This is a genomic window from Actinomadura monticuli, assembly GCF_041463655.1.
GTDB classification, from domain to species: Bacteria; Actinomycetota; Actinomycetes; order Streptosporangiales; family Streptosporangiaceae; genus Spirillospora; species Spirillospora monticuli.
On sequence record NZ_JAXCEI010000026.1, the window covers coordinates 16,813 to 42,184 of the forward strand.

25 protein-coding genes are annotated in these 25,372 nt (G+C 73.9%); 13 read left to right on the plus strand and 12 right to left on the minus strand.

What is annotated here, in order from left to right; translation table 11 throughout:
- Window positions 1–96: 96 nt before the first annotated feature.
- The 5 genes from SM611_RS35315 (at window position 97) to SM611_RS35335 (ending at window position 5,855) form a co-directional block, all read left to right on the plus strand.
- Window positions 97–963 (plus strand): NAD(P)-dependent oxidoreductase, encoded by an 867-nt coding sequence (locus SM611_RS35315; RefSeq protein WP_371954736.1) that lies wholly within the window; start codon window positions 97–99, stop codon window positions 961–963.
- A gap of 135 nt (window positions 964–1,098) precedes the next feature.
- Complete coding sequence (locus SM611_RS35320; protein WP_371954737.1) at window positions 1,099–1,938, plus strand: hypothetical protein; 840 nt, start codon at window positions 1,099–1,101, stop codon at window positions 1,936–1,938.
- Entirely contained in the window at window positions 1,935–3,029 is a 1,095-nt protein-coding gene (locus SM611_RS35325; protein WP_371954738.1) for a hypothetical protein, read from the plus strand. Before SM611_RS35320 ends, SM611_RS35325 begins: the two co-directional genes overlap by 4 nt.
- 7 nt (window positions 3,030–3,036) lie before the next feature.
- Window positions 3,037–4,509 carry a hypothetical protein gene (locus SM611_RS35330; protein ID WP_371954739.1) on the plus strand — a complete coding sequence of 491 codons (1,473 nt, stop codon included), beginning with the start codon at window positions 3,037–3,039 and terminating at the stop codon, window positions 4,507–4,509.
- Window positions 4,506–5,855 (plus strand): AAA family ATPase, encoded by a 1,350-nt coding sequence (locus SM611_RS35335; RefSeq protein WP_371954740.1) that lies wholly within the window; start codon window positions 4,506–4,508, stop codon window positions 5,853–5,855. Before SM611_RS35330 ends, SM611_RS35335 begins: the two co-directional genes overlap by 4 nt.
- Before the next feature lie 11 nt (window positions 5,856–5,866).
- Here the strand turns inward: SM611_RS35335 and SM611_RS35340 are convergent, their stop codons facing one another.
- Window positions 5,867–6,049, minus strand: a complete 183-nt coding sequence (locus tag SM611_RS35340) for a hypothetical protein (protein ID WP_371954741.1) — start codon at window positions 6,047–6,049, stop codon at window positions 5,867–5,869.
- A gap of 159 nt (window positions 6,050–6,208) precedes the next feature.
- Between SM611_RS35340 and SM611_RS35345 the strand changes: the two genes are divergently transcribed.
- From SM611_RS35345 to SM611_RS35355, 3 genes are all read left to right on the plus strand, one after another.
- Window positions 6,209–6,724, plus strand: coding sequence for a hypothetical protein (locus SM611_RS35345; RefSeq protein ID WP_371954742.1), 516 nt, complete (start codon window positions 6,209–6,211; stop codon window positions 6,722–6,724).
- Between the two features lie 193 nt (window positions 6,725–6,917).
- The gene (locus tag SM611_RS35350) at window positions 6,918–7,607 is read left to right on the plus strand and encodes a hypothetical protein (RefSeq protein WP_371954743.1); all 690 of its coding nucleotides are present in this window, start codon (window positions 6,918–6,920) and stop codon (window positions 7,605–7,607) included.
- Between the two features lie 140 nt (window positions 7,608–7,747).
- On the plus strand, window positions 7,748–7,963 hold the full coding sequence (locus tag SM611_RS35355; protein ID WP_371954744.1) for a hypothetical protein: 216 nt from the start codon (window positions 7,748–7,750) through the stop codon (window positions 7,961–7,963).
- A gap of 34 nt (window positions 7,964–7,997) precedes the next feature.
- On the opposite strand, the gene SM611_RS35360 is transcribed toward SM611_RS35355, so the two are convergent.
- The 5 genes from SM611_RS35360 to SM611_RS35380 all read right to left on the minus strand — a co-directional run bounded on the left by SM611_RS35360 (window position 7,998) and on the right by SM611_RS35380 (window position 16,475).
- Window positions 7,998–9,548 (minus strand): coiled-coil domain-containing protein, encoded by a 1,551-nt coding sequence (locus SM611_RS35360; RefSeq protein WP_371954745.1) that lies wholly within the window; start codon window positions 9,546–9,548, stop codon window positions 7,998–8,000.
- A 27-nt stretch (window positions 9,549–9,575) separates the two neighbouring features.
- Window positions 9,576–10,583, minus strand: coding sequence for a prolyl aminopeptidase (gene pip / locus SM611_RS35365; protein WP_371954746.1), 1,008 nt, complete (start codon window positions 10,581–10,583; stop codon window positions 9,576–9,578).
- Window positions 10,584–10,612: 29 nt separating this feature from the next.
- Window positions 10,613–14,557, minus strand: coding sequence for an ATP-dependent RNA helicase HrpA (hrpA, locus tag SM611_RS35370; RefSeq protein WP_371954747.1), 3,945 nt, complete (start codon window positions 14,555–14,557; stop codon window positions 10,613–10,615).
- 245 nt (window positions 14,558–14,802) lie between these two features.
- Window positions 14,803–15,711 (minus strand): SDR family oxidoreductase, encoded by a 909-nt coding sequence (locus tag SM611_RS35375; RefSeq protein WP_371954748.1) that lies wholly within the window; start codon window positions 15,709–15,711, stop codon window positions 14,803–14,805.
- Window positions 15,708–16,475, minus strand: a complete 768-nt coding sequence (locus SM611_RS35380; RefSeq protein ID WP_371954749.1) for an SDR family oxidoreductase — start codon at window positions 16,473–16,475, stop codon at window positions 15,708–15,710. The genes SM611_RS35375 and SM611_RS35380 overlap by 4 nt, the downstream gene beginning before the upstream one ends.
- A gap of 64 nt (window positions 16,476–16,539) precedes the next feature.
- Between SM611_RS35380 and SM611_RS35385 the strand changes: the two genes are divergently transcribed.
- From SM611_RS35385 to SM611_RS35400, 4 genes are read left to right on the plus strand one after another with little or no spacing between them, the layout of a single operon-like run.
- Window positions 16,540–17,286 (plus strand): enoyl-CoA hydratase family protein, encoded by a 747-nt coding sequence (locus SM611_RS35385; protein WP_371954750.1) that lies wholly within the window; start codon window positions 16,540–16,542, stop codon window positions 17,284–17,286.
- Complete coding sequence (locus SM611_RS35390) at window positions 17,283–18,146, plus strand: CoA transferase subunit A (protein WP_371954751.1); 864 nt, start codon at window positions 17,283–17,285, stop codon at window positions 18,144–18,146. Before SM611_RS35385 ends, SM611_RS35390 begins: the two co-directional genes overlap by 4 nt.
- Entirely contained in the window at window positions 18,143–18,874 is a 732-nt protein-coding gene (locus tag SM611_RS35395) for a CoA-transferase subunit beta (RefSeq protein ID WP_371954752.1), read from the plus strand. The genes SM611_RS35390 and SM611_RS35395 overlap by 4 nt, the downstream gene beginning before the upstream one ends.
- Window positions 18,875–18,927: 53 nt before the next feature.
- Window positions 18,928–19,998 carry an NAD(P)H-dependent flavin oxidoreductase gene (locus SM611_RS35400; RefSeq protein WP_371954783.1) on the plus strand — a complete coding sequence of 357 codons (1,071 nt, stop codon included), beginning with the start codon at window positions 18,928–18,930 and terminating at the stop codon, window positions 19,996–19,998.
- Window positions 19,999–20,044: 46 nt separating this feature from the next.
- Here SM611_RS35400 and SM611_RS35405 read toward each other — a convergent pair whose 3' ends face one another.
- Together SM611_RS35405 and SM611_RS35410 are read right to left on the minus strand one after the other, a co-directional pair.
- On the minus strand, window positions 20,045–20,863 hold the full coding sequence (locus SM611_RS35405; protein ID WP_371954753.1) for an SAM-dependent methyltransferase: 819 nt from the start codon (window positions 20,861–20,863) through the stop codon (window positions 20,045–20,047).
- 90 nt (window positions 20,864–20,953) lie between these two features.
- Entirely contained in the window at window positions 20,954–21,580 is a 627-nt protein-coding gene (locus tag SM611_RS35410; RefSeq protein WP_371954754.1) for a TetR/AcrR family transcriptional regulator, read from the minus strand.
- A gap of 67 nt (window positions 21,581–21,647) precedes the next feature.
- Between SM611_RS35410 and SM611_RS35415 the strand changes: the two genes are divergently transcribed.
- Window positions 21,648–22,220 (plus strand): peroxiredoxin-like family protein, encoded by a 573-nt coding sequence (locus SM611_RS35415; protein ID WP_371954755.1) that lies wholly within the window; start codon window positions 21,648–21,650, stop codon window positions 22,218–22,220.
- A 3-nt stretch (window positions 22,221–22,223) separates the two neighbouring features.
- Here the strand turns inward: SM611_RS35415 and SM611_RS35420 are convergent, their stop codons facing one another.
- The 4 genes from SM611_RS35420 to SM611_RS35435 all read right to left on the minus strand — a co-directional run bounded on the left by SM611_RS35420 (window position 22,224) and on the right by SM611_RS35435 (window position 25,366).
- Window positions 22,224–22,646 carry an aldo/keto reductase gene (locus SM611_RS35420; protein ID WP_443112154.1) on the minus strand — a complete coding sequence of 141 codons (423 nt, stop codon included), beginning with the start codon at window positions 22,644–22,646 and terminating at the stop codon, window positions 22,224–22,226.
- Window positions 22,603–22,839, minus strand: a complete 237-nt coding sequence (locus SM611_RS37615) for a hypothetical protein (RefSeq protein ID WP_443112155.1) — start codon at window positions 22,837–22,839, stop codon at window positions 22,603–22,605. Before SM611_RS37615 ends, SM611_RS35420 begins: the two co-directional genes overlap by 44 nt.
- 25 nt (window positions 22,840–22,864) lie before the next feature.
- Window positions 22,865–24,100, minus strand: coding sequence for a CaiB/BaiF CoA transferase family protein (locus tag SM611_RS35430; protein ID WP_371954757.1), 1,236 nt, complete (start codon window positions 24,098–24,100; stop codon window positions 22,865–22,867).
- Between the two features lie 90 nt (window positions 24,101–24,190).
- Window positions 24,191–25,366 carry an acyl-CoA dehydrogenase family protein gene (locus SM611_RS35435; protein WP_371954758.1) on the minus strand — a complete coding sequence of 392 codons (1,176 nt, stop codon included), beginning with the start codon at window positions 25,364–25,366 and terminating at the stop codon, window positions 24,191–24,193.
- Window positions 25,367–25,372: the final 6 nt, after the last annotated feature.

Below are 25,372 nucleotides of genomic sequence, written 5' to 3' on the forward strand. Positions count from 1 at the left end.
CCGCTGGGTAGGGGTATCCGGGATGCGCGACGCGCAGCCCCGTGCGAGGCTTGCCCCGCATGGTTATGAACCGGATAGTCCAAATTGGAGCGTGAGATGACACGGGTCGCGATGCTCGGTACCGGGATCATGGGGGCCGCGATGGCCCGGAACCTGCTCCGCGGCGGCCACCCGGTCGCCGTCTGGAACCGCACGGCGGCGCGCGCGGAGCCCCTGGCCGCGGACGGCGCCGCGGTGGCCGGCTCCCCCGCCGAGGCCGTGGACGGCGCCGACGTCGTCATCACGATGCTGAAGGACGGCGAGACCGCCCTGGCCGTCATGGACGAGGCGTCGCCCTCGCTCCGCCGGGGCCAGGTCTGGGCGCAGATGGGCACGGTCGGCCTCGGGTCCCTCGGCCGGCTCGCCGCCTTCGCCGCCGAGCGCGGGCTCACGTTCGTCGACGCGCCCGTCCAGGGCACGAAGCAGCCCGCCGAGCAGGGGAAGCTGGTGATCCTCGCCGCGGGCCCGCAGGACGCGCGCGGCGCCCTCGCCCCGGTGTTCGACACCGTCGGCGCCAGGACGCTCTGGCTGGACGAGAACGGCGCGGGCGGCGCGGGCACCCGGCTGAAGCTCGCCGCGGTCAGCTACGCCATCTCGCTGACCTCGGTCGTCGCCGAGTCCGTGGCGCTGGCGAAGGGCCTCGGGCTCGACCCGGCGCTGCTCGGCGAGGTCCTCACCGGCGGCCCGCTCGACAGCGTCTACCTGCAGACGAAGATGAAGGCCATGGTGGAGGGCGACTTCGAGCCGAGCTTCGCGGTCCGCAACGCGGAGACGAACACCCGGCTCATCCACGAGGCGGCGGAGTCCGCCAAGATCCGGGTGGACGTCAACGACGCGGCCGGCGAGCGGTTCCGCCGCGCCATCGAGCAGGGGCACGGCGACGAGGACATGGCCGCCACCTACCACGCGAGCTTCCCGGCGTGACCCGGCCGGCGGCGGTGGTCACCGAGGCGAGGCGGCGGTGCCCGTTCGTGCGGCGGAAACCGCACTGATCGTCTTCCGGCGCCGCAAAGCTGGAAAACACTGGAACTGTCCGGAAGTGCCTGTACTGTCTGCGGCATGTCCCGGTCCCCCGGCAGGCCGTCCCCCGACGAGCTGGAGACGCGCATCGGCGAGCTGCGCGCCGCCGTGCGCCGGGCCATGGCCGCCGGGGACCGGCGGCGCGCCCGCGACCTGCGCGCCGAGCTGCGCGGGGCCGAGCAGGCCTGGGACGACGCGGTCCTCGGCGAGCCCGCGCCGCCGCCCGCCCCCCGCGACGAGGGCGAGCGCGGGCTCCTGCCCGTCCGCGAGCAGGTCCACCAGGCGCTCACCCTCCTCGGCGCGCCGGCGGCGCCGAAGCTCATCGGGTCGGTGCACGCGGCGTTCTTCCCCGGCGAGATACCGGGGACCCGGCTGACGAGCCTGCGCCGCGACGAGGAGCGCTCCTTCCGCACCGCGCCGTACGCGCGGCCGTACTACCTGTGCGCCGCGCTGACCGCCGACCTGCTCGCCCCCGCGCGCGGGCTGCTCACCGTGAGCACCTGGCCGTTGGAGCAGCGGATCGTCGGGCCGCTCAGCCCGCGCACCGACTTCCTCACCGCCGCGCTGCGCCTCGCCGAGCACGCCGGGCGGGGGGCCGGGACGCCGGCCCCGGACGTGCAGCGGCTGCTGTGGCGTTTCGCGTCCAACATTCCCGGTGCGGTCACCGGTACGGTCGGTACGGCCGATCCGGCCGCGCTCGCCGAGGCCGCCCGGGCCGAGCTGGACGTCCATCGCGAACCCGACCGGCGGCGCCGCGAGGCCGCCGCGGCGCGCGCCCGGGAGCGGCTCGACGACGCGGAGCGGCTGTTCGGCAGCCGGCTGCGCGCCGTCCGCGCGTCCGGGCGGCGCCCCGCCATCAACGGAGAGAATGATCCATGACCGACACCGCACCGGATCTGGACCGGCTGCGCGGCGGCGAGCCCGCGCGCAACCACGACGCCCGCACGATCGCCGCGCTGACGTCCAATCCGGGCTGCGCCCGCCGCGGGGTGATGGACGCGGCGGGCGTCGACAAGGACGCGGTGGCGCGGGCCCTGGGCTTCCCCGCGCCGTTCGGGCAGTCGCAGTTCGCGATCACGCGCGGGAACGCGTTCGAGGCGCAGGTGAAGGCGGACGGGTGCGCGGAGCTGCTGACGCTGCTGCGCGAGCGGCTCGGCCTCGACGTGCCCGAGGTCGCCTACGACGACCTGGAGGTGGTCGCGGGCAACGACGGCCGGGAGCTGCGCCACTCGCGGACCCGGCGGCTGCTCGCCCGCGCGCTGGAGTCGGGCGAGGGCACGCTGTTCGACCATCCGCTGCTGCGGCTGGAGATCGCCGGGTGCCCGGCCTACCTGGAGCCGGACGTCATCGCGTTCCAGCTCGCGGGCCGGCTGCACGTCATCGAGATCAAGTCGTTCGCGGTCGTGGACGGGCAGGCCGAGCCGGAGCAGGTCGCCGCGGCGGCCCGCCAGTCGGCGGTGTACGTGCTGGCGCTGCGCCGGCTGGTGGCCGAGCTGGGGCACGACCCGGCGCGGGTGTCGCACGACGTGTTCCTGGTCTGCCCGGAGAACTTCTCCAACCGCCCGACCGCGACGCCGCTGGACGTCCGGCCGCAGCTCGCCGTCCTCGAACGGCAGCTCGCGCGCCTCACCCGCGTCGAGGAGCTGCTGGCGGAGCTGCCGGACGGGCTGACGTTCGAGCCGGGCGAGGCGCTCGCGGAGTCGGTCCGCGCCGTGGAGGCGAGGTACGCGCCCGAATGCATGTCGGGATGCGAGATGGCGCTGTTCTGCCGGGACGAGGCCCGCGCGTGCGGCGCGACGGGCGCGCTGGGCCGGTCCGTCCGCGACGACCTCGGCGGCGTCGACACGATCGGGACCGCGCTGGCGCTGGCGGACGGCTCGCTGAGCCCGTCCGACGACCTGGTCGAGACGGCCGCGCAGCTGCGCGCCGCGGCCCGGCTGCGCGCCGAGGCGCTGCACGGGGCGGCGTGACCGCCGGATGAGCGCACTGTCGTCGCTCGCGCAGTTGCAGGCGGTGGCCGCGGGTGTCGCGCAGCCGCTCGCGACCGTGCGGCACTGCCATCTTCCGGACGCGCCGCTGGTCCTCGTCCCGCTGAAGCTCGCCGGGGAGGCGGCGGCGCCGCTGGCGGTGCTGGTCGGGAGCGCCCCTGACGATCCCACGCTGCTCGTCGTGCCGCAGCCCCGCAACCGCGACCTGCGGTTCGCGTTCGCGGCCGACCTCGCGAAACTCGTCCTGAACCACATCGAGACGAGCCGGGGCGCGGTGGAGGAGCTGCCGCCCGGCAAGGAGGGCGACGAGCGGATCCGGTACGGGGACGCGCCGCAGGTGCTCGTCCCGAACCGGGGCGGCGTCGCGTTCCTGCGGCTGATGGGCCGGTCGACGCGGTTCCGCAGCACCGAGGGCCCGTACGCGGTCGACCCGGCGGTGCCGGTGCTCGGGCGGTGGCTGACGTGGTTCGCCGACCGGTACGACCATCCCGGGTCGTCGCTGCTGCTGGCGATGACGGAGACGCTGCGGCTGCACTGGGCGACGGGCCAGAGCTCGCTGGAGGACGGCAACCTCGCGGCGCTGATGGGCTGGATCGACCCGCCGGACGGCATGGACGGACCCGCCGCGGCGGCCCGCGCCGAAGACCCCGTGGTGTGCCCGCCCGCCGGGCCGACCACCGACCCGACGTTCGACAACGAGGTCCTCGCCCCGGCGATCGCCGCCTTCGACCGGGCGGGGCGCGGCTCCCGCGCCGAGGAGCGGCTGCGGGACGTCCTCGCCGGCCAGCTCACCCCGACCTGGGACCTGATGTGGCGGGCCGTCGGGCTGCTGCGCGCCCTGCCCGAGGGCGCGAGCGTGCCGCGGCGCTGGGAGCGCGACCGGGACGCGTTCACCTATTACCACCAGACGTTCGGCGAGGCGTATCCTCAGGCGCGCCGCGACCCGCCCGTGCGGGCGGCGCGGCGGCTGCACGACCTGGAGCGCGCGCAGGACGCCTACGACGCGCAGCGGGCGTTCGACGACCCGCTGGTCATGGCGGAGCACCGGCTGGACGGCCAGGCGTTCGGCGGGACGGTCGCCGAGTGCGACCCGGCCCGGCTCGACGAGACGGGCAAGCGGCCGAAGCTGCGCCCGCTGCTGCGGGTCGGCACGCGCGACCCGGTGCGGCTGGACGCCGGGACGACCGTCTGCAACGCGGCGCGGCCCGCGCTCAAGGGGAGGATCGTGGAGATCGGTGACGGGTCCGTGCTGCTGGAGCTGACCGGCGGGATGGGCCGCAAGCTGACCCCGGAGCCGGGCGCGGTCCCGCAGGTCGGCGACCGGGTGTGCTTCACGTCGCTGACCGAGGGGTCGTTCGGCGCGGCGAAGTTCCCCGACCGCGAGGACACGCCGTGGACGCACGGCGGGCCGCCCGGCGAGTACGTGCCGACCGACGAGGACGCCGAAGAGGAATGGTCGTGAGCGGACACGCCGGCCGCCGCCCGATGCCGGTGGCGGCGGAGGATCTCGACCCGTCCGAGGCCGCGGCGCGGGTCGTCGGGAACGTGCTGGCCGATCTCGCCGGCGGGCACCGCGGCGTGGTCGTCGACTCGCCGCCGGGCGCCGGGAAGTCGACGCTGGTCGTCCGGGCCGCGGCGCACCTCGCCGGGGCCGGCGAGCGGCTGATGATCGTGGCGCAGACGAACGAGCAGGTCGACGACCTCATCGAGCGCATCGCCGGCAAGCACCCGGACATCACGCTGGGGCGGCTGTCGGCGTCGGGGTACGTGCCGTCCGAGCGGGTGCTGGCGCATCCGGCGGTGCGGGTCGCGCAGAAGGCCGACGACCTCGCCGAGCACACCGTCGTGATCGCGACGGCGGCGAAGTGGGCGACGCTGTCGGACGGATCGTGGCCGTGGGCGATCGTCGACGAGGCGTACCAGATGCGCTCGGACATGCTGCTGCGCCTCGCCCGGCGGTTCGAGCGGGCGCTGTTCGTCGGCGACCCCGGCCAGCTCGACCCGTTCTCCACGGTCGAGGTCGAGCGCTGGGCGGGTCTCACGTGGGACCCGATGCGCAGCGCCGTGTCGGTCCTCCTCGCGCACAACCCGGACCTGCCCGTCCACCGGCTGCCGGTGTCGTGGCGGCTGCCCGCGTCGGCCGCGCCCGTGGTGTCGCGGGCGTTCTACCCGTTCACCGGGTTCCGCGCCGGGACGGGGCCGGGAGACCGCCGGCTGGAGTTCGGCGCGCGCGGCATGGGCACCACCTACGACCGGGCGCTCGAAGAGGCCGCCGCGACCGGCTGGGCCCTGTACGAGCTGCCGGCGCGGCACACGCTGCGCACCGACGCCGAGGCGGTCCGCGCGACGGCGGCGCTCGCCGTCCGGCTGCTGCAGCGCGGCCCCGTCGCGCATTCCGAGCAGGGGCCCGGCCCCGTGGACGCCGCCCGCGTCGCGATCGGCGCCGCGCACCGCGACCAGGTCACCGCGATCCGCGCCGCGCTCGGCCCGCACGGCGACGGCATCACCGTCGACACCGCGAACCGGCTCCAGGGCCGCGAGTACGACGTGACGGTCGTCCTGCACCCGCTGTCGGGACGCCGCGACGCCACCGCGTTCCACCTGGAGTCGGGGCGGCTGTGCGTCCTGACGTCGCGGCACCGGCACGCGTGCGTGGTGGTGGCGCGGGCGGGCATCCCGGAGCTGCTGGACGCGCACCCGTCCGCGGAGCCCGTGCACCTCGGCGTGCCGGTCAAGTTCCCCGACGGGTGGGAGGCGAACCAGTCGGTCCTCGCCCACCTCGCCGGGCACCGCGTCGCGGGCGGCTGAGGCCGGGGCGGTCAGCCGTGCCCGGCGGTCGCGGCCCAGCGCCCGCGGTTCCGGCCGATGGCGATCGGGTGGTCGAAGCACGCGCTGACCAGCTCGGTCGTGAGGACCTCGGCGGCCGGGCCGGGATCGATGGTGCCCGGTGACGCCGGCCAGGACGATCTCCCGGACGGTCCGCGCCGATTCGAGGTGGGCACGCGGGGAGTGTGCGGCGTGCGCGGACGCGGCGGCCGGGGTCGCCGAAGGCGGATGCGTCGGTGACGATCTTCAACGTACCCGAGTGGCACCGCCTGGTACGACGGAGGCGTCCGGCCGGATACTGTGAGATCCGGTGCCTCAGCGATCTGGAGGGGGACATGGAGGACATCGGCCTCATGTGCGCCCGCTGCGGCGGCGAGGTGCACGACGTCACGCACAACCGCGAGGGTTCGCTCGACGGCGTCGGCTACCGCCACAACCGGCGGGTCGAGCCGTGGGACCACGAGCTGGAGCTGGCGGTCGGCGAGCCCCTCCCGCGGGAGCCGGGCTGCGACTTCTGCGGCGCGCCCGGGCCGAGCTGGCTGTACTACCCGACGCTCGACCCCGACGACACCGACATGTTCGAGGTCGAGCTCGACACCACCGACCTCTCGGACGACGACACCGCCGTGGCCGTCCTCAACATGCTCTATCCCTGGTACGCGTGCGACACGTGCTCCGTCCTCGTCGCCGACCGCAACATCGACGTCCTCATCGACCGGGCGCTCGACCGCACCCCCGTCCCCGAGGACGGTCCCGTCGGCGAGGACACCGTCCGCGCCCGCCTCCAGGGGTCCCTCTCGGTCTTCTTCACCACCCGTCCGGGCCGTCCCCAGCCGTCCAGGGCCGTCTAGTCCCAGCGGACGGCTCTGGCCCCCGTCGGCGACTTGGGCGGCCTCGACCCCGCCATGGCGGTTCCGGCGCGTGAACCGCGGCTCCCGCGCAGAACCGAATTCGACATTCTCCGAGGGTGAAGCCGTGCGTGTCGGGCCGGGTCATTACAATCGGTGCCGTTTTGGAGTGGTAGGTGTGAGTACGGGGGAACACGTGATCATTGACAGGCGGTTTCACGGGCCGGAAGGGTCCGGGAACGGCGGCTACGTCGCGGGGCGCCTCGCGGGGCGGGTGCCGATCGACACGGTGACGGTGACGCTGCGGCGCCCGCCGCCACTGGACACCGAGCTGGCCGTCACGGCCGAGGACGAGCGGGGGCACAGCGCGCGGCTGTGGGACGGGGAGCGGCTGGTCGCGGAGGCGCTCGCGGGGGCGATCGTCGTGCCGCCGATCGCGCCCGTCCCGTTCGAGCGGGCGATGGAGGCGGCGGAGAAGTTCCGCACGCAGGAGAACCACCCCTTCCCGGGCTGCTTCGTGTGCGGGCCGGACCGGGAGCCCGGCGACGGGCTGCGGCTCGAGCCGGGGCCGGTCGGCGACGGGATCGTCGCGGCGCCGTGGATGCCGGAGCGGGTGCCCGAGCGGGAGCTGGTGTGGGCGGCGCTCGACTGCCCCGGCGGCTGGTCGTTCGACGTGGCGGGCCGCCCGGCGGTGCTCGGCACCATGACCGCGCAGGTGATGGACGTCCCCGAGGCCGGCGAGCGGTGCGTCGTGATGGGGCTCGCGCGCAGCCGCGAGGGCCGCAAGATGCACGCGGCGACGGCGCTGTACGGGGCGGACGGCCGGCTGCTGGGCCGCGCCGAGCAGATCTGGATCGAGATCGACCCGGAGTCCTTCGGGCGCTGAGCGCGGCTGCCGGCCGGTGATCCGCCACCGGCCGGCCCGATCCGGTTCCGCATGAGTCGCGGAAATGTGTCGTCCGACGCTGTCATCGAGGCCGCATCCGCTGTTCAATCTGAGCTGCCGCGGATACGGAGGCATGACTCATGAGCGGAGACGGGTTACTCATCCTGGCGCTGGCGGCGCTGGCGCTCTACACGGGCATCCACTGGGAGCGCGCCCGGCGCACGGTGACGGACCTGCGGCTCGGCCGCCGGCGGGTCGCCACGTTGCGGCAGGCGGCGGCGCGCGAGCGCGGCCACGTCGTGGTCATCGTCGCGGTGATGACGCTGGCGTTCTTCCTCGCCCTGAAGTACGGCTGAGCCCGGGCGGACGCCCGCCCGGGCACGTCCGGGGTCAGGGACCGGCGAAGAGGGGGTCCTCGCGGTCCACGCCGTTCAGGCCGCGGCCGTGCCGCTGGGCGTCGCCGCCGGGCACCTGGTGGCCGCCGGTGTGCGAACCCGGCGTTCCGTTCGGGCCGGGGGCGGCGTTCGGCAGGGGCGCGCCGAGCGGCATCGGAGCGCCGTTCGGCACCCCGCCGTTCGACAGGGGGGCGTTCGGTACGGGGGCCTGCGGCACGGGGCCGTGCGGGGCGGGCCCGCCGAGCGGGGGCGGCCCTTGGTGCAGGCCGTGCTGCGGGCCGGTGCCCATGCCGTGCGGGACGCCCTGCGGGGGCATCGGGGCGCCGCCGCCCGGCATCCGGCCGCCGGGCGGGATGCTGGACGACAGCGTCTGGTGCGTGAACTGGTCGATCTGGCGGCGGGCGCGGTCGGCCTCGGCGCGGGCGGCGTCGCGCTCCTCGGCGAGGGCGGTGAGCGCGGCCTGCTGCTCGGCGACCGACTGGGACAGCTGCCGCAGCTGGACGGCCTGGTCGTTGACCTTGCCGGCCAGCTCGTCCCGCTCCGCCGTCGCGGCCGTCGCCTGCGCCTGGGCGGCGTCGCGCTCCTTGGCGGCCTCGTCGGCGCGCGCGTTGGCGCGGACGACCTCCGCCTCGGCCTCGGACTGGGCGCGCAGCGCGGCGGTGCGTTCGGCCTCGGCCTTGCTGGCGGCCTGCATGGCGCGCTGCCGCTGCGCCTCGGTGTCGCGCATCGCGTTGCGCAGGTCCTCGGCGCCCTGCTTGGCGACGGCGGCCTCCACGCGCTGCGACTCGGCGGCGCCCTCGGCCTCGGCGAGCTTGGCGTGCAGCCCGACGAGCTCGGCCCGCGCCGCCTCCAGCGCGGCGAGCAGCTCGGTCTCGCGGGCGGCGACGCGGTCGCGTTCGCTCTCGGCGGCGAGCTTGGCCGTCATCGACTGCTGCGCGACCTGGTGGGCCTCCTCCCACGCCTGCTGCGCGGCGTCGCGCTTGGCGGTGGCGACCCTGGCCTCCTCCCGGGCGCGGGCGGCCTCCTGCTCGGCGCCCTCCGCGCGCTTGCGGGCCGAGGACGCCTCCTGCCACGCCTCCTCGGCGCGGCGCTGGGACGCGTCGCGCTCGCTCTGCGCGATGGCGAGCTCGCGGGCGGCCTCGGCCCGCACCTCGGCGACGCGGCGCTCGACGCCGGCGACGCTCAGCTCGGAGGTCAGCGAATCGGCGAGCACGTCGGCGGCCTTCTCCAGCCGCTCGACCATCTCCCAGGCGGACGCGACCTGCCCGGTGAGGCCGGGGGCGTCCCGGCCGCGGTCGCGGCGCTCGCGGGCCTCGCGGGCGCAGACGCCGTCGTTGTCCTGGCAGTAGCGGACGGTGCGGACCGCACCCACGGGCTGCGGGACGGGACGTCCGCAGTTCGCGCACGGCCATACCGTGACCGGGTCCCCCATGCGGGCGACCTCCGCCCCGGTGGATTCCCCCGCGCCCTCGGAGACCGCGCCGACCTGGGGAGCCGCGGCCGTCCCCTCGGGGCCGCTATTGTCGCGCTCTTCGCTGTTAGGCATGGAATGAACCATACGCACTGATCGCAGTTACTGCAGTGACTTGGGTGGTACATGTGGGGGTGCCCACGTCGTAGAAAAGTGAGTGGCGAACCGGTCGGTGGCCTCGATCAGGCGGTCCCGGATGCCGGGCTCGGAACCGCCGTGGCCGGCGTCCTCGACGATGTGGAACTCCGCCTCGGGCCACGCCCTGTGCAGATCCCACGCCTGGTCCGGCGGCGTCTTCACGTCGTAGCGCCCGTTGACGATCACGGCGGGGACGTGGCGGACGCGGTCGACGCCCGCGAGCAGCCCCTCCGCCGGGAGGAAGCCGCCGTTGGAGATGTAGTGGTGGGTGATGCGGGCGAACGCCAGCACGGTGGCGTCGTCCAGGTCCGGCGGCGGGACGGGCAGGAGCGTGTTGGCCGACAGCTCCCAGGCCACCCAGGCGCGGGCGGCCGGGACGTGCACGGCCGGGTCCGGGTCCCCGATGCGGCGGCCGTAGGCGGCGAGCAGGTCGTCCCGCTCGGCGGCCGGCACCGTGTCCCGGAACGCCGCCCACTCGGCCGGGAACAGGTGCGCCGCGCCCGTCGGCGTGAACCCCCACGCCTCGTCGGGCGGGCGGACGAGGTAGACGCCGCGCAGCACGATCTCCGTCACCCGGTCCGGGTGCGCCTGCGCGTAGGCGAGTGCGAGGGTGCTGCCCCAGCTCCCGCCGAACACCAGCCAGCGGTCGATGCCGAGGTGCTCGCGCAGCCGTTCGATGTCGTCCACGAGCCGCGGCGTGACGTTGTGCTCCAGCGGCACCGACGGGTCGCCCGCGTGCGGGACGCTCCGCCCGCAGTTGCGCTGGTCGAACAGCACGATCCGGTACGCGGACGGGTCGAAGAAGCGCCGGTTGTCGGGGAGCACGCCGCCGCCGGGGCCGCCGTGCAGGAACACGGCGGGCTTCCCGTCCGGGTTCCCGCAGAGCTCCCAGTGGATCCGGTTCCCGTCTCCCACGTCGAGCAGCCCGGAGTCGTACGGCTCGATGGGCGGGTAGTAATCCCGAAGCGCCATGCCCCAGTTGTACCCGATGCGTGATCAAGCTAGAGCTGGGCCATGGCCTTGCGGATGCGCTTGTCGGAGACGGGGAAGCGCGTGCCGAGTTGCTGGGCGAAGAGGCTGACGCGGAACTCCTCCAGCATCCAGCGGATCTGCCGGGCCGGCTCCTCCTCGCGGCGGGAGGGGTGCAGGCGGCGCAGCGCCTGCTCGTACTCCTGCCCCAGGACATCGGCCTGGTGCGCGAGCATCCGGTCGCGTCCCGGGTTCTCGGGGAGCTTGTCGAGCCTGACCCCCAGCGCCCGCAGGTAGCGGGGCAGGTCGGGAAGCCGCGCCCAGCCCGTCGCGGTGACGAACCCCGGACGGATCAGCGACCCGAGGTGGGCGCGGATGTCGGTGAGCGCCGGGACGAGTGTGAGGCTCGTCGTGCCGCGCAGCCGCCGGTCGACCTCGTGCGCCTCGGCCAGGATCCGCTCGACCAGCGCGACGATCTGCGCGGTCGCGTCGTGCAGGTCGGCGCGGACGCGGTCGTAGAGGGCGCGGAAGCCGTCCTCGTCCCAGGCGGGGCCGCCCGCCTCGGCGATGAGCCGGTCGGCGGCGGCGGTGACGCAGTCGTCGAACAGCGCCGCGACCGAGCCGTGCGGGTTGTGGCTGAGCGCGAGCTTGCCCTTGTTGGTGAGGCGCCCCTGGATGAGCTTCACGGGGGACGGCGCGTTCAGCAGGATCAGCCGCCGCGTGCCGAGCCACATGGCGCGGCGCTGCTCGGCCTCGGTCTCGTACATGCGGACGGCGACGCTCTCGCCCTCGTCGGTGAGCGCCGGGTACGCCTTGACGTCGTAGCCGTTCTGCTTCTGCTCGTAGGTGCGGGGCAGCTCCCCGATCGTCCACTCGGTGAGGCCGGAGCGCTCGACGGTGGACGCGGCCTTCGACAGCGTCCCGCGCACCGTGCCGGCGAGGCGGCGTTTCAGCTCGTCCAGGTCGGTGCCCTCGCCGACGGTGCGGCCCTTCCCGGCGGCGCCGTCGTCCACGACGCGGAACGTGATGCGCAGGTGGGCGGGAAGCCGGGCCGGGTCCCACGCCTCCCGCGCGACGGGCACGCTCGTCAGCGCGGTCAGCTCGCGCTCCAGGGCGTCCAGCAGCGGCTCGGTGCGCGGCGCGACGCGGTCCAGGACCTTGCGGGCGTAGTCGGGCGCCGGGACGAAGTTGACGCGCAGCTGCTTCGGCAGCGACCGGATCAGCTCGGTGACCAGCTCCGTGCGCAGCCCCGGGACCTGCCACTCGAACCCGTCCGGGCGGACCTGGTTGAGGACCTGGACGGGGATGTGGACGGTGACGCCGTCGGCGTCGGTGCCGGGTTCGAACTGGTACGTGAGGCGCAGCCGCAGCGGACCCTGCTTCCAGACGTCCGGGTAGTCGGCCTCGCTGACCCCGCCGGCGGTCTCGTTGATGAGCATCGACTTCTCGAAGCCGAGCAGGTCGGGGTCGCTGTGGCGCGCCTTCTTCCACCAGGCGTCGAAGTGCCGCCCGGAGACGACGTCCTCGGGGACGCGCTCGTCGTAGAAGTCGAAGAGGGTCTCGTCGTCGACGAGGATGTCGCGGCGCCGGGCGCGGTGCTCCAGCTCCTCGACCTCGTCGAGCAGGGCGCGGTTCTCGTGGAAGAACCGGTGGCGGGTCTCCCAGTCGCCCTCGACGAGCGCGTGCCGGATGAACAGCTCGCGCGACAGCGCCGGGTCGATGCGGCCGTAGTTGACGCTGCGGTCGGCGACGATGGGCACCCCGTAGAGGGTGACCTTCTCGCGCGCCATGACGGCCGCCTGCTTCTTCGACCAGTGCGGCTCGCTGTACTGGCGCTTCACCAGGTGCTGGGCGAGCGGCTCGATCCAGTCCGGCTCGATCTTGGCGTTGACGCGCCCCCAGAGCCGGGACGTCTCGACCAGCTCCGCCGACATGACCCAGCGGGGCGGCTTCTTGAACAGCGACGACCCGGGGAACACGGCGAACTTCGCGCCGCGCGCGCCGAGGTACTCCTGGCCCCGGCGCTGCTTGTCCTTCTTCTCGGCGTCGATGAGCCCGATGTGCGAGAGGAGGCCGGCGAGCAGCGAGGTGTGGATGCGGTCGGGCGGCGCGTCGGCGGTGTTGAGGGTGACGCCGAGCGCCTTGGCGACCTGCTTGAGCTGGCCGTGCAGGTCCTGCCATTCGCGGACGCGGAGGAAGTGCAGGAACTCGTTCTTGCACATGCGGCGGAACGCGCTGCCCGACAGCTCCTGCTGCCGCTCGCGCAGGTAGTTCCAGAGGTTCAGGTAGGCGAGGAAGTCGGACGTGGGGTCGGCGAACCGCCGGTGCATGTCGTCGGCGGCCTGCTGGTGCTCGGCGGGACGCTCGCGGGGGTCCTGGATGGACAGCGCCGACGCGATGACCAGGACCTCGCGCACGCAGCCGTTCCCATCGGCCTCCAGCACCATGCGGGCGAGGCGCGGGTCGACGGGGAGCTGGGCGAGGCGGCGGCCGAGCGGGGTGAGGCGCTTGCGCGGGTCCTTCTCGGACGGGTCGATGGCGCCCAGCTCGTGCAGCAGGTCGACGCCGGCCTTGACGTTGCGGCGGTCCGGCGGCTCCACGAACGGGAACGCGGCGATGTCGCCGAGGCCGAGCGCAGTCATCTGCAGGATGACGGACGCGAGGTTGGTGCGCAGGATCTCCGGGTCGGTGAACTCGGGGCGGGACTCGAAGTCCTCCTCGGAGTACAGCCTGATGCAGACGCCCTCGGAGACGCGGCCGCAGCGCCCCTTGCGCTGGTTGGCCGACGCCTGCGACACCGGCTCGATCGGGAGCCGCTGCACCTTCAGCCGGTGGCTGTAGCGGGAGATGCGGGCGGTGCCGGGGTCGACGACGTACTTGATGCCGGGGACGGTCAGCGACGTCTCGGCGACGTTGGTCGCGAGCACGACGCGGCGCCCGCGGTGCCCCTGGAACACGCGGTGCTGCTCGGCGGCCGACAGCCGCGCGTACAGCGGCAGCACCTCCGTCGCCCCGCGCCGCCGGGTGAAGTGCTTGGTGAGGGCGTCGGCGGTGTCGCGGATCTCGCGCTCGCCGCTGAGGAACACCAGCACGTCGCCGGGGGCCTCGCGGCCCAGCTCGTCCACCGCGTCGATGATCGCCTGGATCTGGTCGCGGTCGGGGTCGGCGGACGGGTCGTCCGGGTCGCTGACGGGGCGGTAGCGGACCTCCACGGGATAGGTCCGCCCGGAGACCTCCACGATCGGCGCGTCGTCGAAGTGCGCGGAGAAGCGCTCCGGGTCGATCGTCGCCGAGGTGATGATCACCTTGAGGTCGGGGCGCCGGGGCAGGATCTCCTTGACGTAGCCGAGCAGGAAGTCGATGTTCAGGCTGCGCTCGTGCGCCTCGTCGATGATCAGCGTGTCGTACTGGCGGAGCAGCCGGTCGGTCTGGATCTCGGCGAGCAGGATCCCGTCGGTCATGAGCTTGACGAGCGTGTCGTCGCTGGAGCGGTCCGTGAAGCGCACCTTGTAGCCGACGGTCTCGCCGAGCTCGGTGCCGAGTTCCTCGGCGATGCGGTCGGCGACCGTCCGGGCCGCGAGCCGCCGCGGCTGGGTGTGCCCGATGGAGCCGAGCACGCCCCGGCCCAGCTCCAGGCAGATCTTGGGGATCTGAGTGGTCTTGCCGGACCCCGTCTCGCCCGCGACGATCACGACCTGGTGGTCGCGGACCGCGGCGAGGATGTCGTCCTTCTTCTGCGCGACGGGCAGCTCGGCCGGATAGGTGATCGCGGGCACGGCGAGGCGCCGCCGCTCGACCCGCCGCTCGGCGGCCTCGACGTCGGCGGTGATCTCCCCGACGGCCTTCGCGCGGCGGGCGGCGTCCCGCATCTTCTGGACGCCGTCGATCCTCCGGCGCAGCCGGTGCTGGTCCCGCGACATCAGCCGCGGCAGGCGCGCGCGCAGGCCGGCGAGCGGCGATTCCAAACTCGTCCCCATAACCGTCGACAAGGATAAGGTTCCGGGCCCCGGTCCCGCTCACCTCACAAACCTTCGCACCGTAGCCGGAACGCCTCACGCGGGGCGATCCATTTTTCCGGTGGACGGTTACAACGCTCCGCGGCCGGGCCGCATTCCGGCGGGGAACGCCTGGCAGCGCGGAGCCCGGACAGCGGCACGCCCGGCGGGACGCCGAGCGCCGGCAGTGCCCCCGCCCGCGCCGGCCGTCCCGTCCCGGGCCCGGCTCAGCCCGCGCCGTAGACGGGTTCGGGGGCGGGGGCCTTGGCGAGCAGGTCCCGGACGACGTCGCCGACCTCGGACGGGTCCCACTTCGCGCCCTTGTCGGCCGTGGGGCCGTGGCGGAAGGCGTCCATCACGCAGATCTTGCCGCCCTCGGCCTCGAAGACCCGCCCCGTCACCTCGCGGGACCCGGCGGAGCCGAGCCAGACGACGAGCGGCGAGACGTTCTCGGGGGCCATCGCGTCGAACTCGCCCTCGGCGGGGGCCGCCATCGTCTGCGCGAAGACCTCCTCGGTCATCCGGGTGCGGGCGGCGGGCGCGATCGCGTTGACGGTGACGCCGTAGCGGCCCATCTCGGCGGACGCGACGAGGGTGAGGCCGACGATCCCGGCCTTGGCGGCGGAGTAGTTGCCCTGGCCGACGCTGCCGAGCAGCCCGGCGCCGGAGGAGGTGTTGATGATCCGGGCGTCGACGGGGCGGCCCGCCTTGCTCTCGGCCCGCCAGTACCGCCCGGCGTGCTTGAGCGGCAGGAAGTGGCCCTTGAGGTGGACGCGCATGACGGCGTCCCACTCGTCCTCGCCCAGGTTGATCAGCATGCGGTCGCGCAGGAAGCCGGCGTTGTTGACGAGGACGTCCAGCCGCCCGAACGCGTCGATCGCGGTGGCGACGAGCGCCGCGGCGCCCTCGTCGGTGGCGATGTCGTCGGTGCTGGCGACGGCCTTCCCGCCGAGCGCCTCGATCTCCTTCACCACGTCGTGCGCGGGCCCGCCGGAGGCGTCGCCGGTGCCGTCCCGGGCGACGCCCAGGTCGTTCACGACGACGAGGGCGCCCTCGCGGGCGAACTCCAGCGCGTGCGCGCGGCCGAGGCCGCGTCCGGCGCCGGTGACGGCGACCACCCGGTCCTTGCAGATCATCGCGTTTCCTCCTTGTTCACGGTGGCGGCGTCCAGGAAGGCGGGGCGCTCTCCCCCGCCGTGCATCAGCAGCTGGGTCCCGGTGACGTAGGACGCCAGGTCGGAGGCGAGGTAGACGCACGCCGCGCCGACCTCGAACGGGGTGCCGAGGCGGCCCATGGGGACGGTCCGCTCGACGGCCGCCACCCCCTCCTCGTCGCCGTAGTGCAGGTGCGCCAGCTCCGTGCGGATCATGCCGAGGATCAGCGAGTTGACCCGCACGTGCGGCGCCCATTCGACGGCCAGCGACTGGGTGAGGCTGTGCAGCCCGGCCTTGGCGGCGCCGTAGGGGGCGGTGCCCGGCGAGGGGCGCACGCCGCTGACGCTGCCGATGTTGATCACCGAGCCGCCGTCCGGCATCAGCGGGCGCAGCGCCCGCGCCATGATCATCGGCCCGATCAGGTTCAGTTCCAGGATCTTGACGTGGGTGCGCAGCGGTCCCTCGGTGAGCGGCAGGAAGGGTCCGCCGCCCGCGTTGTTGACCAGGACGTCGACCCGGTCGAGCCCGGCGGCGAACGCCTCCGCGGCATCGCCGTCCCGGATGTCCAGCGAGACGAACGACGCCGTGCGGCCGCCGGCCTCGGGCAGCGCGTCCGGCTCGCGCCGGGCCACGGCGAGCACGTCGGCGCCCGCCTCCAGGAAGGCACGGCTGATCCCCGCGCCGACCCCGCGCACTCCCCCGGTGACCACGACGATCTTGCCCGCAAGGTCCAGCGTCAGTGACATCCCGCCTCCTCCTGCACCCTCTGCTACCTTCTGTTCTAACAAATGTTTGGTGGAAAGGTAGCGCATGGGAGTCTCCACCACGACCCTGGACGGGGTCGCCGAGATCGTCGTGGCCGCGCCGCCGGTCAACGCACTGACCGTCGCGGGCTGGTACGAGCTGGCCGACGCGGTGCTCGCGGCGGGCCGCGACCCCGAGGTCGGCGCGGTCGTGCTCCGGGCCGAGGGCCGGGGCTTCAACGCGGGCGTCGACATCAAGGAGATGCAGAGCACCGAGGGCCACGCGGCCCTCGTCGGCGCGAACCGCGGCTGCTACGCCGCGTTCGCGGCCGTCTACGACTGCGAGGTGCCGGTCGTCGCCGCCGTCCACGGCTTCTGCCTGGGCGGCGGGGTCGGGCTGGCGGGCAACGCCGACATCGTGATCGCCTCGCAGGACGCCTACTTCGGGCTGCCCGAGGTGGACCGGGGCGCGCTCGGCGCCGCGACCCACCTGGCCCGGCTCGTCCCGCAGCACCTGATGCGGGCGATGGTCTACACGTGCCGCAACGTCACGGCGGAGGAGCTGCACCACCACGGCTCGGTGCTGGAGGTCGTCCCCGCGGGCGAGCTGCGCGCCAAGGCCATGGAGGTCGCCGCCAACATCGCCGCGAAGGACCGGTACGTCATCCGGCGCGCCAAGGAGTCGCTGAACGGCATCGACCCGGTCGACGTCAAGCGCAGCTACCGCTACGAGCAGGGCTTCACCTTCGAGCTCAACCTCGTCGGCGCCGGCGACGAGCACCGTGACGCCTTCGTCGCGAAGGGGGCGAAATGAGCAGCAAGGTGATGTCGGCCGACGAGGTCGCCGCGTCGCTGGAGAGCGGGATGACGCTCGGGATCGGCGGCTGGGGGTCGCGGCGCAAGCCGATGGCGCTCGTCCGGGCGATCCTCCGCTCCCCCGTCACCGACCTGACGGTGGTGACCTACGGGGGGCCGGACGTCGGGCTGCTGTGCGCGGCGGGCAAGATCCGCCGGCTGGTCACCGCGTTCGTGACGATGGACTCGATCCCGCTGGAGCCGCACTTCCGGCAGGCGCGCCAGTCCGGCGCGATCGAGCTGACCGAGTACGACGAGGGCATGTTCATGTTCGGGCTGTACGCGGCCGCGCACCGGCTGCCGTTCCTGCCCACCCCGGTCGGCCTCGGCTCGGACGTCCTGAAGGTGAACCCGGAGCTGAAGACCATCAGGTCGCCGTACGAGGACGCGACCGAGCTCGTCGCCGTCCCGGCCCTGAAGATGGACGCGGCGCTGGTGCACATGAACCGCGCCGACGCGCGCGGCAACGCCCAGTACCTCGGCCCCGACCCCTACATGGACGACCTGTTCGCCAAGGCGGCCGACCGCACGTACGTGTCCTGCGAGCGGCTCGTCGACACGGCCGACTTCGCCAAGGAGGGCCCCGTGCAGTCGATGCTGATCAGCCGGTCGCACGTGGCGGGCGTGGTGGAGACGCCGAACGGGGCGCACTTCACCGACTGCACGCCCGACTTCGGGCGGGACGAGAAGTTCCAGAAGCTCTACGCCCAGGCGGCGGGCGACCCGGAGAAGTGGGCCGAGTTCAGCGAGCGGTTCCTGTCCGGCGACGAGGCCGCCTACCAGGACGCCGTCCGGGTCTGGCGGGAGGAGGACCGATGAGCGACATCACGCGCGCAGAGGTGTGCGCGGCGGCGTGCGCCGACCTGTTCCGGGGCGACGGGGAGATCGTCGCGGCCGCGGTGGCCGGGTTCGTGCCGATGCTCGGGTCGCGGCTGGCGCGGGCCACGTTCGCGCCCGACCTGCTGACGACGGACGGCGGGCCCTCGCTGAGCGCCGAGCCCGTCCCGCTCGGCCGGACGGCGGAGACGACCGAGGGCTGGCTGCCGTTCCGCGACCACCTGTGGCTCGTCCTGAACGGGCGGCGGCACGTGGTGATGGGGCCGAGCCAGATCGACGCGCACGGCAACACCAACATCTCCTGCATCGGCGACTGGGAGCGGCCGGCCCGGCAGCTCCTCGGCGTGCGCGGCGGGCCGGGCAACACGCTGCTGAACCCGACGAGCTACTGGGTGCCGAAGCACTCCGCGCGGGTGTTCACCGAGAAGGTCGACATGGTGAGCGGCGTCGGCTGGGACCGGGGCGCGCACGAGATCCGCGCCGTGGTGACCAACCTCGCGGTGCTCGACTTCGACACGCCGGACCGGCGGATGCGGCTGCGGTCCGTCCACCCCGGCGTGAGCGTCGCGGACGTGGTGGCCGCCACCGGCTTCGAGCTGGCCGTCCCCGGCGAGGTGCCGGAGACGCGGCTGCCGGACGCCGAGGAGCTGCGGATCATGCGCGAGGTCCTCGACCCGAAGGGGCTGCGCGAGCGGGAGGTCCCGGCGTGAGCGAAGCGAACCGGGAGGCGCGGGAGGTCGTCCCCCGACAGGGGGCGGGCCTGATGGAGCAGGTGCTCGATACGCCGCTGACCCGGCTCGCGGGCGTGCGGCACCCGGTCGTCCAGACCGGCATGGGCTGGGTGGCCGGGCCGAAGCTCGTCACGGCCGTCGCGAACGCGGGCGGGCTCGGGATCCTGGCGTCGGCGACGATGACGCTGGACCAGCTCGCCGACGCGATCCACGAGGTCAAGGACCGCACGGAGGCGCCGTTCGGGGTCAACCTCCGGGCGGACGCCGGTGACGCGGGCGACCGCATCGACCTCCTGATCAAGGAGGGCGTGAGGGTCGCCTCGTTCGCGCTGGCCCCCAAGCGGGAGCTGATCGCCAAGCTGAAGGACGCCGGGCTCGTCGTGATCCCGTCGGTCGGCGCGCGGCGGCACGCGGAGAAGGTCGCGGGCTGGGGCGCGGACGCCGTGCTCGTCCAGGGCGGCGAGGGCGGCGGGCACACCGGCGCCGTGGCCACCACGCTGCTGCTTCCGCAGGTCGTGGACGCGGTGGACATCCCGGTCATCGCGGCCGGCGGCTTCTTCGACGGGCGCGGCCTGGCCGCCGCGCTGTCCTACGGGGCGGCGGGCGTCGCGATGGGGACCCGGTTCCTGCTGACGTCCGACAGCTCGGTGCCGGACGCCGTCAAGCGGGTGTACCTGGAGACCGGCGAGACCGTGGTGACCCGGCAGGTGGACGGCATGCCGCACCGGGTGCTGCGCAGCGAGCTCGTCGACACGCTGGAGAGGTCCGGACGGGTCGGCGGCCTGGTGCGGGCGGTGCGCAACGGCGCCCGGTTCAAGAAGCTGTCCGGGATGTCGTGGCGCGCGATGATCGCCGACGGGAAGGCGATGAAGCACGGCAAGGACCTGTCCTGGTCCCAGGTGCTGATGGCGGCGAACACGCCGATGCTGCTGAAGGCGGCCATGGTGGACGGCCGCCCCGACCTGGGCGTGATGGCGTCCGGCCAGGTCGTCGGCGTCATCGACGACCTGCCGACCTGCGGGGAGCTGATCGACGCCGTCGTGACGCAGGCCGCCGAGGCGATCGCCGCGCTGGGCTCGTACGTGGTGCGCCGGCCGGAGTGATCCGGCCGGTCCGAGTGACCCGGCCGGGTCGGCGAACGCGGCCGGGTCAGCGAACGCGGCCGACCCCGCCGAGGTAGGTGGCCCTGGCGAAGTCGAAGTCACCGCCGCCGTCCGGCCGCCAGTCCTCGACGGGGGCCAGGCCGGGCGGCAGCAGTTCGGCCCCCGCGAACAGCGCGCCGATCTGCGCGCGGCTGCGCAAGGTGAAGTTCCCCGCCGTGGTCCGGCTGTAGACGCCGTCGACCTCCGCGAGCTCGTCGTCGTGCCCCTCGCCCGGGAAGACGTGCGAGATGACCAGGTGGCTCCCGGACGGGAGGCTCTCGCACAGCCGGCCGACGATCCTCGCGGCCTCGGCGTCGTCGGAGATGAACTGCACGATGGCGCACAGGATCAGGGCGACCGGCCGGTCGAAATCGATCCGGGCGCGCAGCGCGGGATCGGCGAGCAGCGCGTCCGGGTCGCGCAGGTCGCCCTCCAGGACCGTGGTCTGCGGGTTGTCCGCAAGGAGCGCCCGCGCGTGCACGAGCACGATGGGGTCGCTGTCGACGTAGACGATCTGCGCGTCGGGTGCGGAGCGCAGCACGACCTGGTGCACGTTCTCCTGGGTGGGCAGGCCGGTGCCGATGTCGAGGAACTGCCGGATGCCCATCTCGGCCAGCATCCGCACGGCCCTGCCGAGGAAGGCGCGGTTGGCGCGGGCCGCCAGCCGGACGTCGTTGCCGACCTCCCTGCTGATGGCGATGACCCGGTCCGCGGCCTCCCGGTCGGCGATGTAGTTGTCCTTGCCGCCCAGGTAGTAGTCGTACATCCGCGCGACGCTGGGAACGCTGGGGTCGACGCCCGAGGGCACCTGCTTGTCACTGCTCACGTGCTCGCCTTTCACCTGCGCGCCTTCCGCCACTGTTACAAAGATCGAATCACAGAAAGCCCCGCGCCGACGAACTTTCTGACCAACCGGTCATGGGCTCCCGGGGGCCGCGCCGAGGCCGCGCAGCACGGCCGCCAGCCCCCCGCGGAACTCCTCGTCGGGGCCGATGCGGCGGGCGTGCCGCGCCGTCTCGACCATGTGCGGGAACTCGCCGGCGGGCAGCGCGGCGATGGCGGCCGTCCCCTCCCCCGCCAGCGGCCCGAGGTGCTCCAGCTGGATCGCGCCGATGATGTAGGCGATCAGCGCGCGCAGCGCGATGGCCGCGCGCGGCCCGGTGACGCCCGCCTCGGCGAGGATGCCCGCGACCGCCTCCCCCCAGTACAGCGACCCGGTCGAGGCGTGCCGGTGGGTGAGGGTCAGCGGCACGATCGCGGCGTGGGCGCCGAACGCGTCCCGCATCCGCAGCGCCATGATCATGATCCGCTCGTCCCAGGGCCCGTCCGGGGGCGGCGCCGGGTCGACCTCGGCGTAGACCAGGTCGACGACGAGCCCTTCCAGCTCCTCGCGGTCGCGCACGTACCGGTAGAGCGCCATGGTGCTCATGCCGAGCTCCTTGGCGACGGCGCGCATGGACAGGCCGGCGAGCCCGTCGCGGTCGATGACGGCGAGCGCGGCTCCGGCGAGCTTCTCGGTGCTGAGCGAGCGGGGTCGAGGCATGGCGCTTGACAGCGTATGGCCTACGCTTAACATCATAGGCGTATGCTGTACACCTAAGGAGGACGCCATGCGTCTGGTCCCCGGCTCCGACGTCCCGGCGCGCGAACTCGCCCCGGTCAACGGCCCCGCGCTCACCGTCCCCGAGCCCGGCCGGCTCGTCCACCTGCAGCTCCGCCGGTTCGCCGGATGCCCGGTCTGCAACCTGCACCTGCGCTCGTTCACCGTCCGGCACGCCGAGATCGAGGCCGCCGGGATCCGCGAGGTCGTCGTGTTCCACTCGTCCGCCGGCGAACTGCGCGAGCACGTCGCCGGCCTGCCGTTCGCGGTGGTCGGCGACCCGGAGAAGCGGCTGTACGCCGAGTTCGGCGTCGAGTCGGCCCGCCGCGCGCTGCTCCACCCGCGGGTCTGGTGGACGATCGTCAAAGCGGTCGCCGTCAGCGCCTGGCAGCTCGCCCGGGGCCGCGCGCGGGCGCCGAAGCTGCGCCCGGACGGCGGCCGCCTGGGCCTTCCCGCCGACTTCCTGCTCGGCCCCGACGGCCGCCTGGCCGCCGCCAAGTACGGCGAGCACGCCGGCGACCACTGGAGCGTCGACGACCTCCTCGCCCTGGCCGCCGCCGTCCCGGCCGGGACGGCGCGCTGATCGTCAGCCCCCGACGGCGAGGACGAGCTTGCCCGTCGTGGCCCCCGACTCGATCCGCCTGTGCGCCTCCGCGGCCCGTTCGAGGGGCAGCTCCCCGACCTGGACGCGCAGGTCACCCGAGGCCGCGCCGGCGAGCGCGCGGCGCAGCGCCCGTCCCGCCTCGGCCCCCTTGACATGCTCGGGCGTCCCGTTCCGGACGAGGTTCCAGGACGTCGCGTCCTCGATGACCAGACCCGTCTTAGTAGCCAGGACCGCCTCGTCCCGGCGTCCCCTCAGCGCGCGGCCGACCAGCGTCTCGTTGCGGCCGTCGCCGTAGGGCTGCGCGGTGTCCAGGAACGTGACGCCGAGGTCGAGGGCCTCGCGGATCAGCTCGACCGATGCGTCATCGTCCCGTTCCGACGCGGTGTAGGCCCAGCTCATCCCCATGCAGCCGAGCCCGACGGCGCCGACTCGCGTCCCGGCGAAAGAGGACGGCGACCTCCTCGCGGCGCAGGCCCGGCATGCGGCGCCGTCCGCCGTCGGGCATGCCGACGTCGGCGGGGGCGAGCCGGGCGCGGCGGGTCCGCAGGAAGTCGCGCAGCTCGTCGCGGCGGCCGGGGGCGGGAGTGGGGCGTGCCATGCCGCCACGGTATCCGCCGGCGTGATCAGGCGATCACGCCGGCGGCACGGAGGGCGGCGATCGCCTCGCGGTCGCGGCCGAGTTCGCGCAGGACGGCGTCGGTGTGCTCGCCGAGCGCCGGGATCGGGTCCATCCGCGGCTCGGCGTCCGCGAACGTGATCGGGGGCAGGAGCGCCCGGATGTCGCCGACCGGGGAGCCGACCTCCCGCCAGCGGTCCCTCTCCGCGAGCTGCGGATGCGCGATCAGACCATGGCCGTCGTTCAGCGACGCGCCGGCGACGCCCGCCTCGTCGAGCCGCCCCAGCAGCTCGTCCCGGGCCATGCGGGACGTGACACCGGCGACGATCGCGTCCACCTTCTCCCGGTTGCGGACGCGCGCCCGGTTGGTCGCGTACTCGGGGTCGGTGACCAGGTCGGGCCTCCCCAGCACCCCGGTGGCGAGCGCCGCCCAGCCGCGGTCGTTCTGCACGCCGATCACCACGTCGACGCCGTCGGCCGTGGGATAGGCGTCGTAGGGGGCGATCACCGGGTGGCTCAGCCTCGTCCGCGGCGGCACCGCGCCCGTGTAGAGCGTCGTGTACATCGCCTGGCTCATCCATTCGGCGACCGCGTCGAACATCGTGATCTCGATCGACGCGCCCATCCCCGTGGTGCCGCGCCGCACGAGCGCGGCGAGCACGCCGGAGAAGGCGTACATGCCGGCGGCGATGTCGGCCAGCGGCGAACCCGCCTTCACGGGCGTCTCCGGGGTGCCGGTGACGGAGATCAGCCCGGTCTCGGCCTGGACGAGCATGTCGTAGGCCCGCTTGTCCCGGTACGGGCCGCTCGCCCCGTATCCGGACATGTCGACCGCGATGAGGCGCGGGTCGCGGGCCCGCAGCACGTCCGCGCCGAAGCCGCGCCGCGCCGCCGCGCCGGGCGCCAGGTTCTGCAGGAACACGTCGGCGCCCGCCACCAGGTCGGCGAGGATCGCGCGGCCCTCGTCCCGCTTCAGGTCGAGCGCGACCGACTCCTTGGACCGGTTGAGCCAGGCGAAGTGCGTGCCGAGCCCGCCGCGCACGGCCGAGTCGTAGGCGCGGGCGAAGTCGCCGCCGTCCACCCGCTCCACCTTGATGACCCGGGCGCCCTGGTCGGCGAGCTGCCGCGTGGCGAACGGCGCCGCCACCGCCTGCTCCAGCGCGACGACGGTGACCCCCGCGAGGGGCAGCAAGGATCCAGCGCCCTCCGAAGAAGTCTCCCGCTCGGGCTCCGCCGCGGTCATCGGCGTACCTGCCTGGGGGGCGACCCCCAGACCCCCGAAGGGGACTGACCGGCGATCCTCACTCCGCCGGCGCTCCGCTGCGGTCACCGGTCAGTCTTCCAGCAGCCGGCGACCGATGATCATTTTCTGGATGTCGGCGGTGCCCTCGCCGATCAGCAGCATCGGCGCCTCCCGGTAGAGGCGCTCGATCTCGTACTCCTTGGAGTAGGCGTAGCCGCCGTGGATGCGGAACGCGTCCTCCACGACCTCCTTGCAGTACTCGCTGGCCAGGTACTTCGCCATGCCCGCTTCGAGGTCGTTTCGCTCGCCGGAGTCCTTGCGGCGGGCCGCCATCACCATCATCTGGTGGGCGGCCTCGACCTTGGTCGCCATCTCGGCGAGGCGGAACAGGACGGCCTGGTGCTCGGCGATGGGCCTGCCGAACGTCTCGCGCTGCCGCGCGTAGCCGAGGGCCAGTTCGTACGCGCGCTTCGCGACGCCGCAGCCGCGCGCCGCCACGTTGACGCGGCCGACCTCGACGCCGTCCATCATCTGGTAGAAGCCGCGGCCGGGCGTCCCGCCGAGGATCCGGCCGGCCGGCACGCGGTACCCGTCGAAGATCAGCTCGGTGGTGTCGACCCCCTTGTAGCCCATCTTCTCGATCTTGCCCGGGACGGTCAGGCCGGGCGCGACCTCGCCGAAGCCGGGGGTCTTGTCGACGAGGAACGTGGTCATGCCGCGGTGGCCTGCGTCCGGGTCGGTCTTGACGAGCGTGGCGACGAGGTTGGCCGAGCCACCGTTCGTCAGCCACATCTTCTGCCCGTCGATCACGTAGTCGTCCCCGTCGGCGACGGCCCGGGTCGTGATCGCGGAGACGTCCGAGCCGCAGCCGGGCTCCGACATCGAGAACGCGCCCCGGATCTCCCCGGCCGCCATCTTCGGCAGGTAGTGCGCCCTCTGCTCGTCCGTCCCGTGGTGGGCGATCATCCAGGCGACGATGAAGTGGGTGTTGACGATGCCGGACACGCTCATCCAGCCGCGCGACAGCTCCTCCACGACCAGCGCGTACGTCAGCAGCGACGCGCCGAGGCCGCCGTGCTCCTCGCCGATCATCAGGCCGAAGAGCCCGAGGTCCCGCATGCCGTCCACGATGGCCTGCGGATACTCGTCGGCGTGCTCCAGCCCGGTGGCGACCGGGAGGATCTCCTTGTCGACGAACGCGCGGACGGTCGCGATGATCTCGCGCTGCTCGTCCGACAGCCCGTACGTCTGCTGCAGCCTGCTCACTCCTGC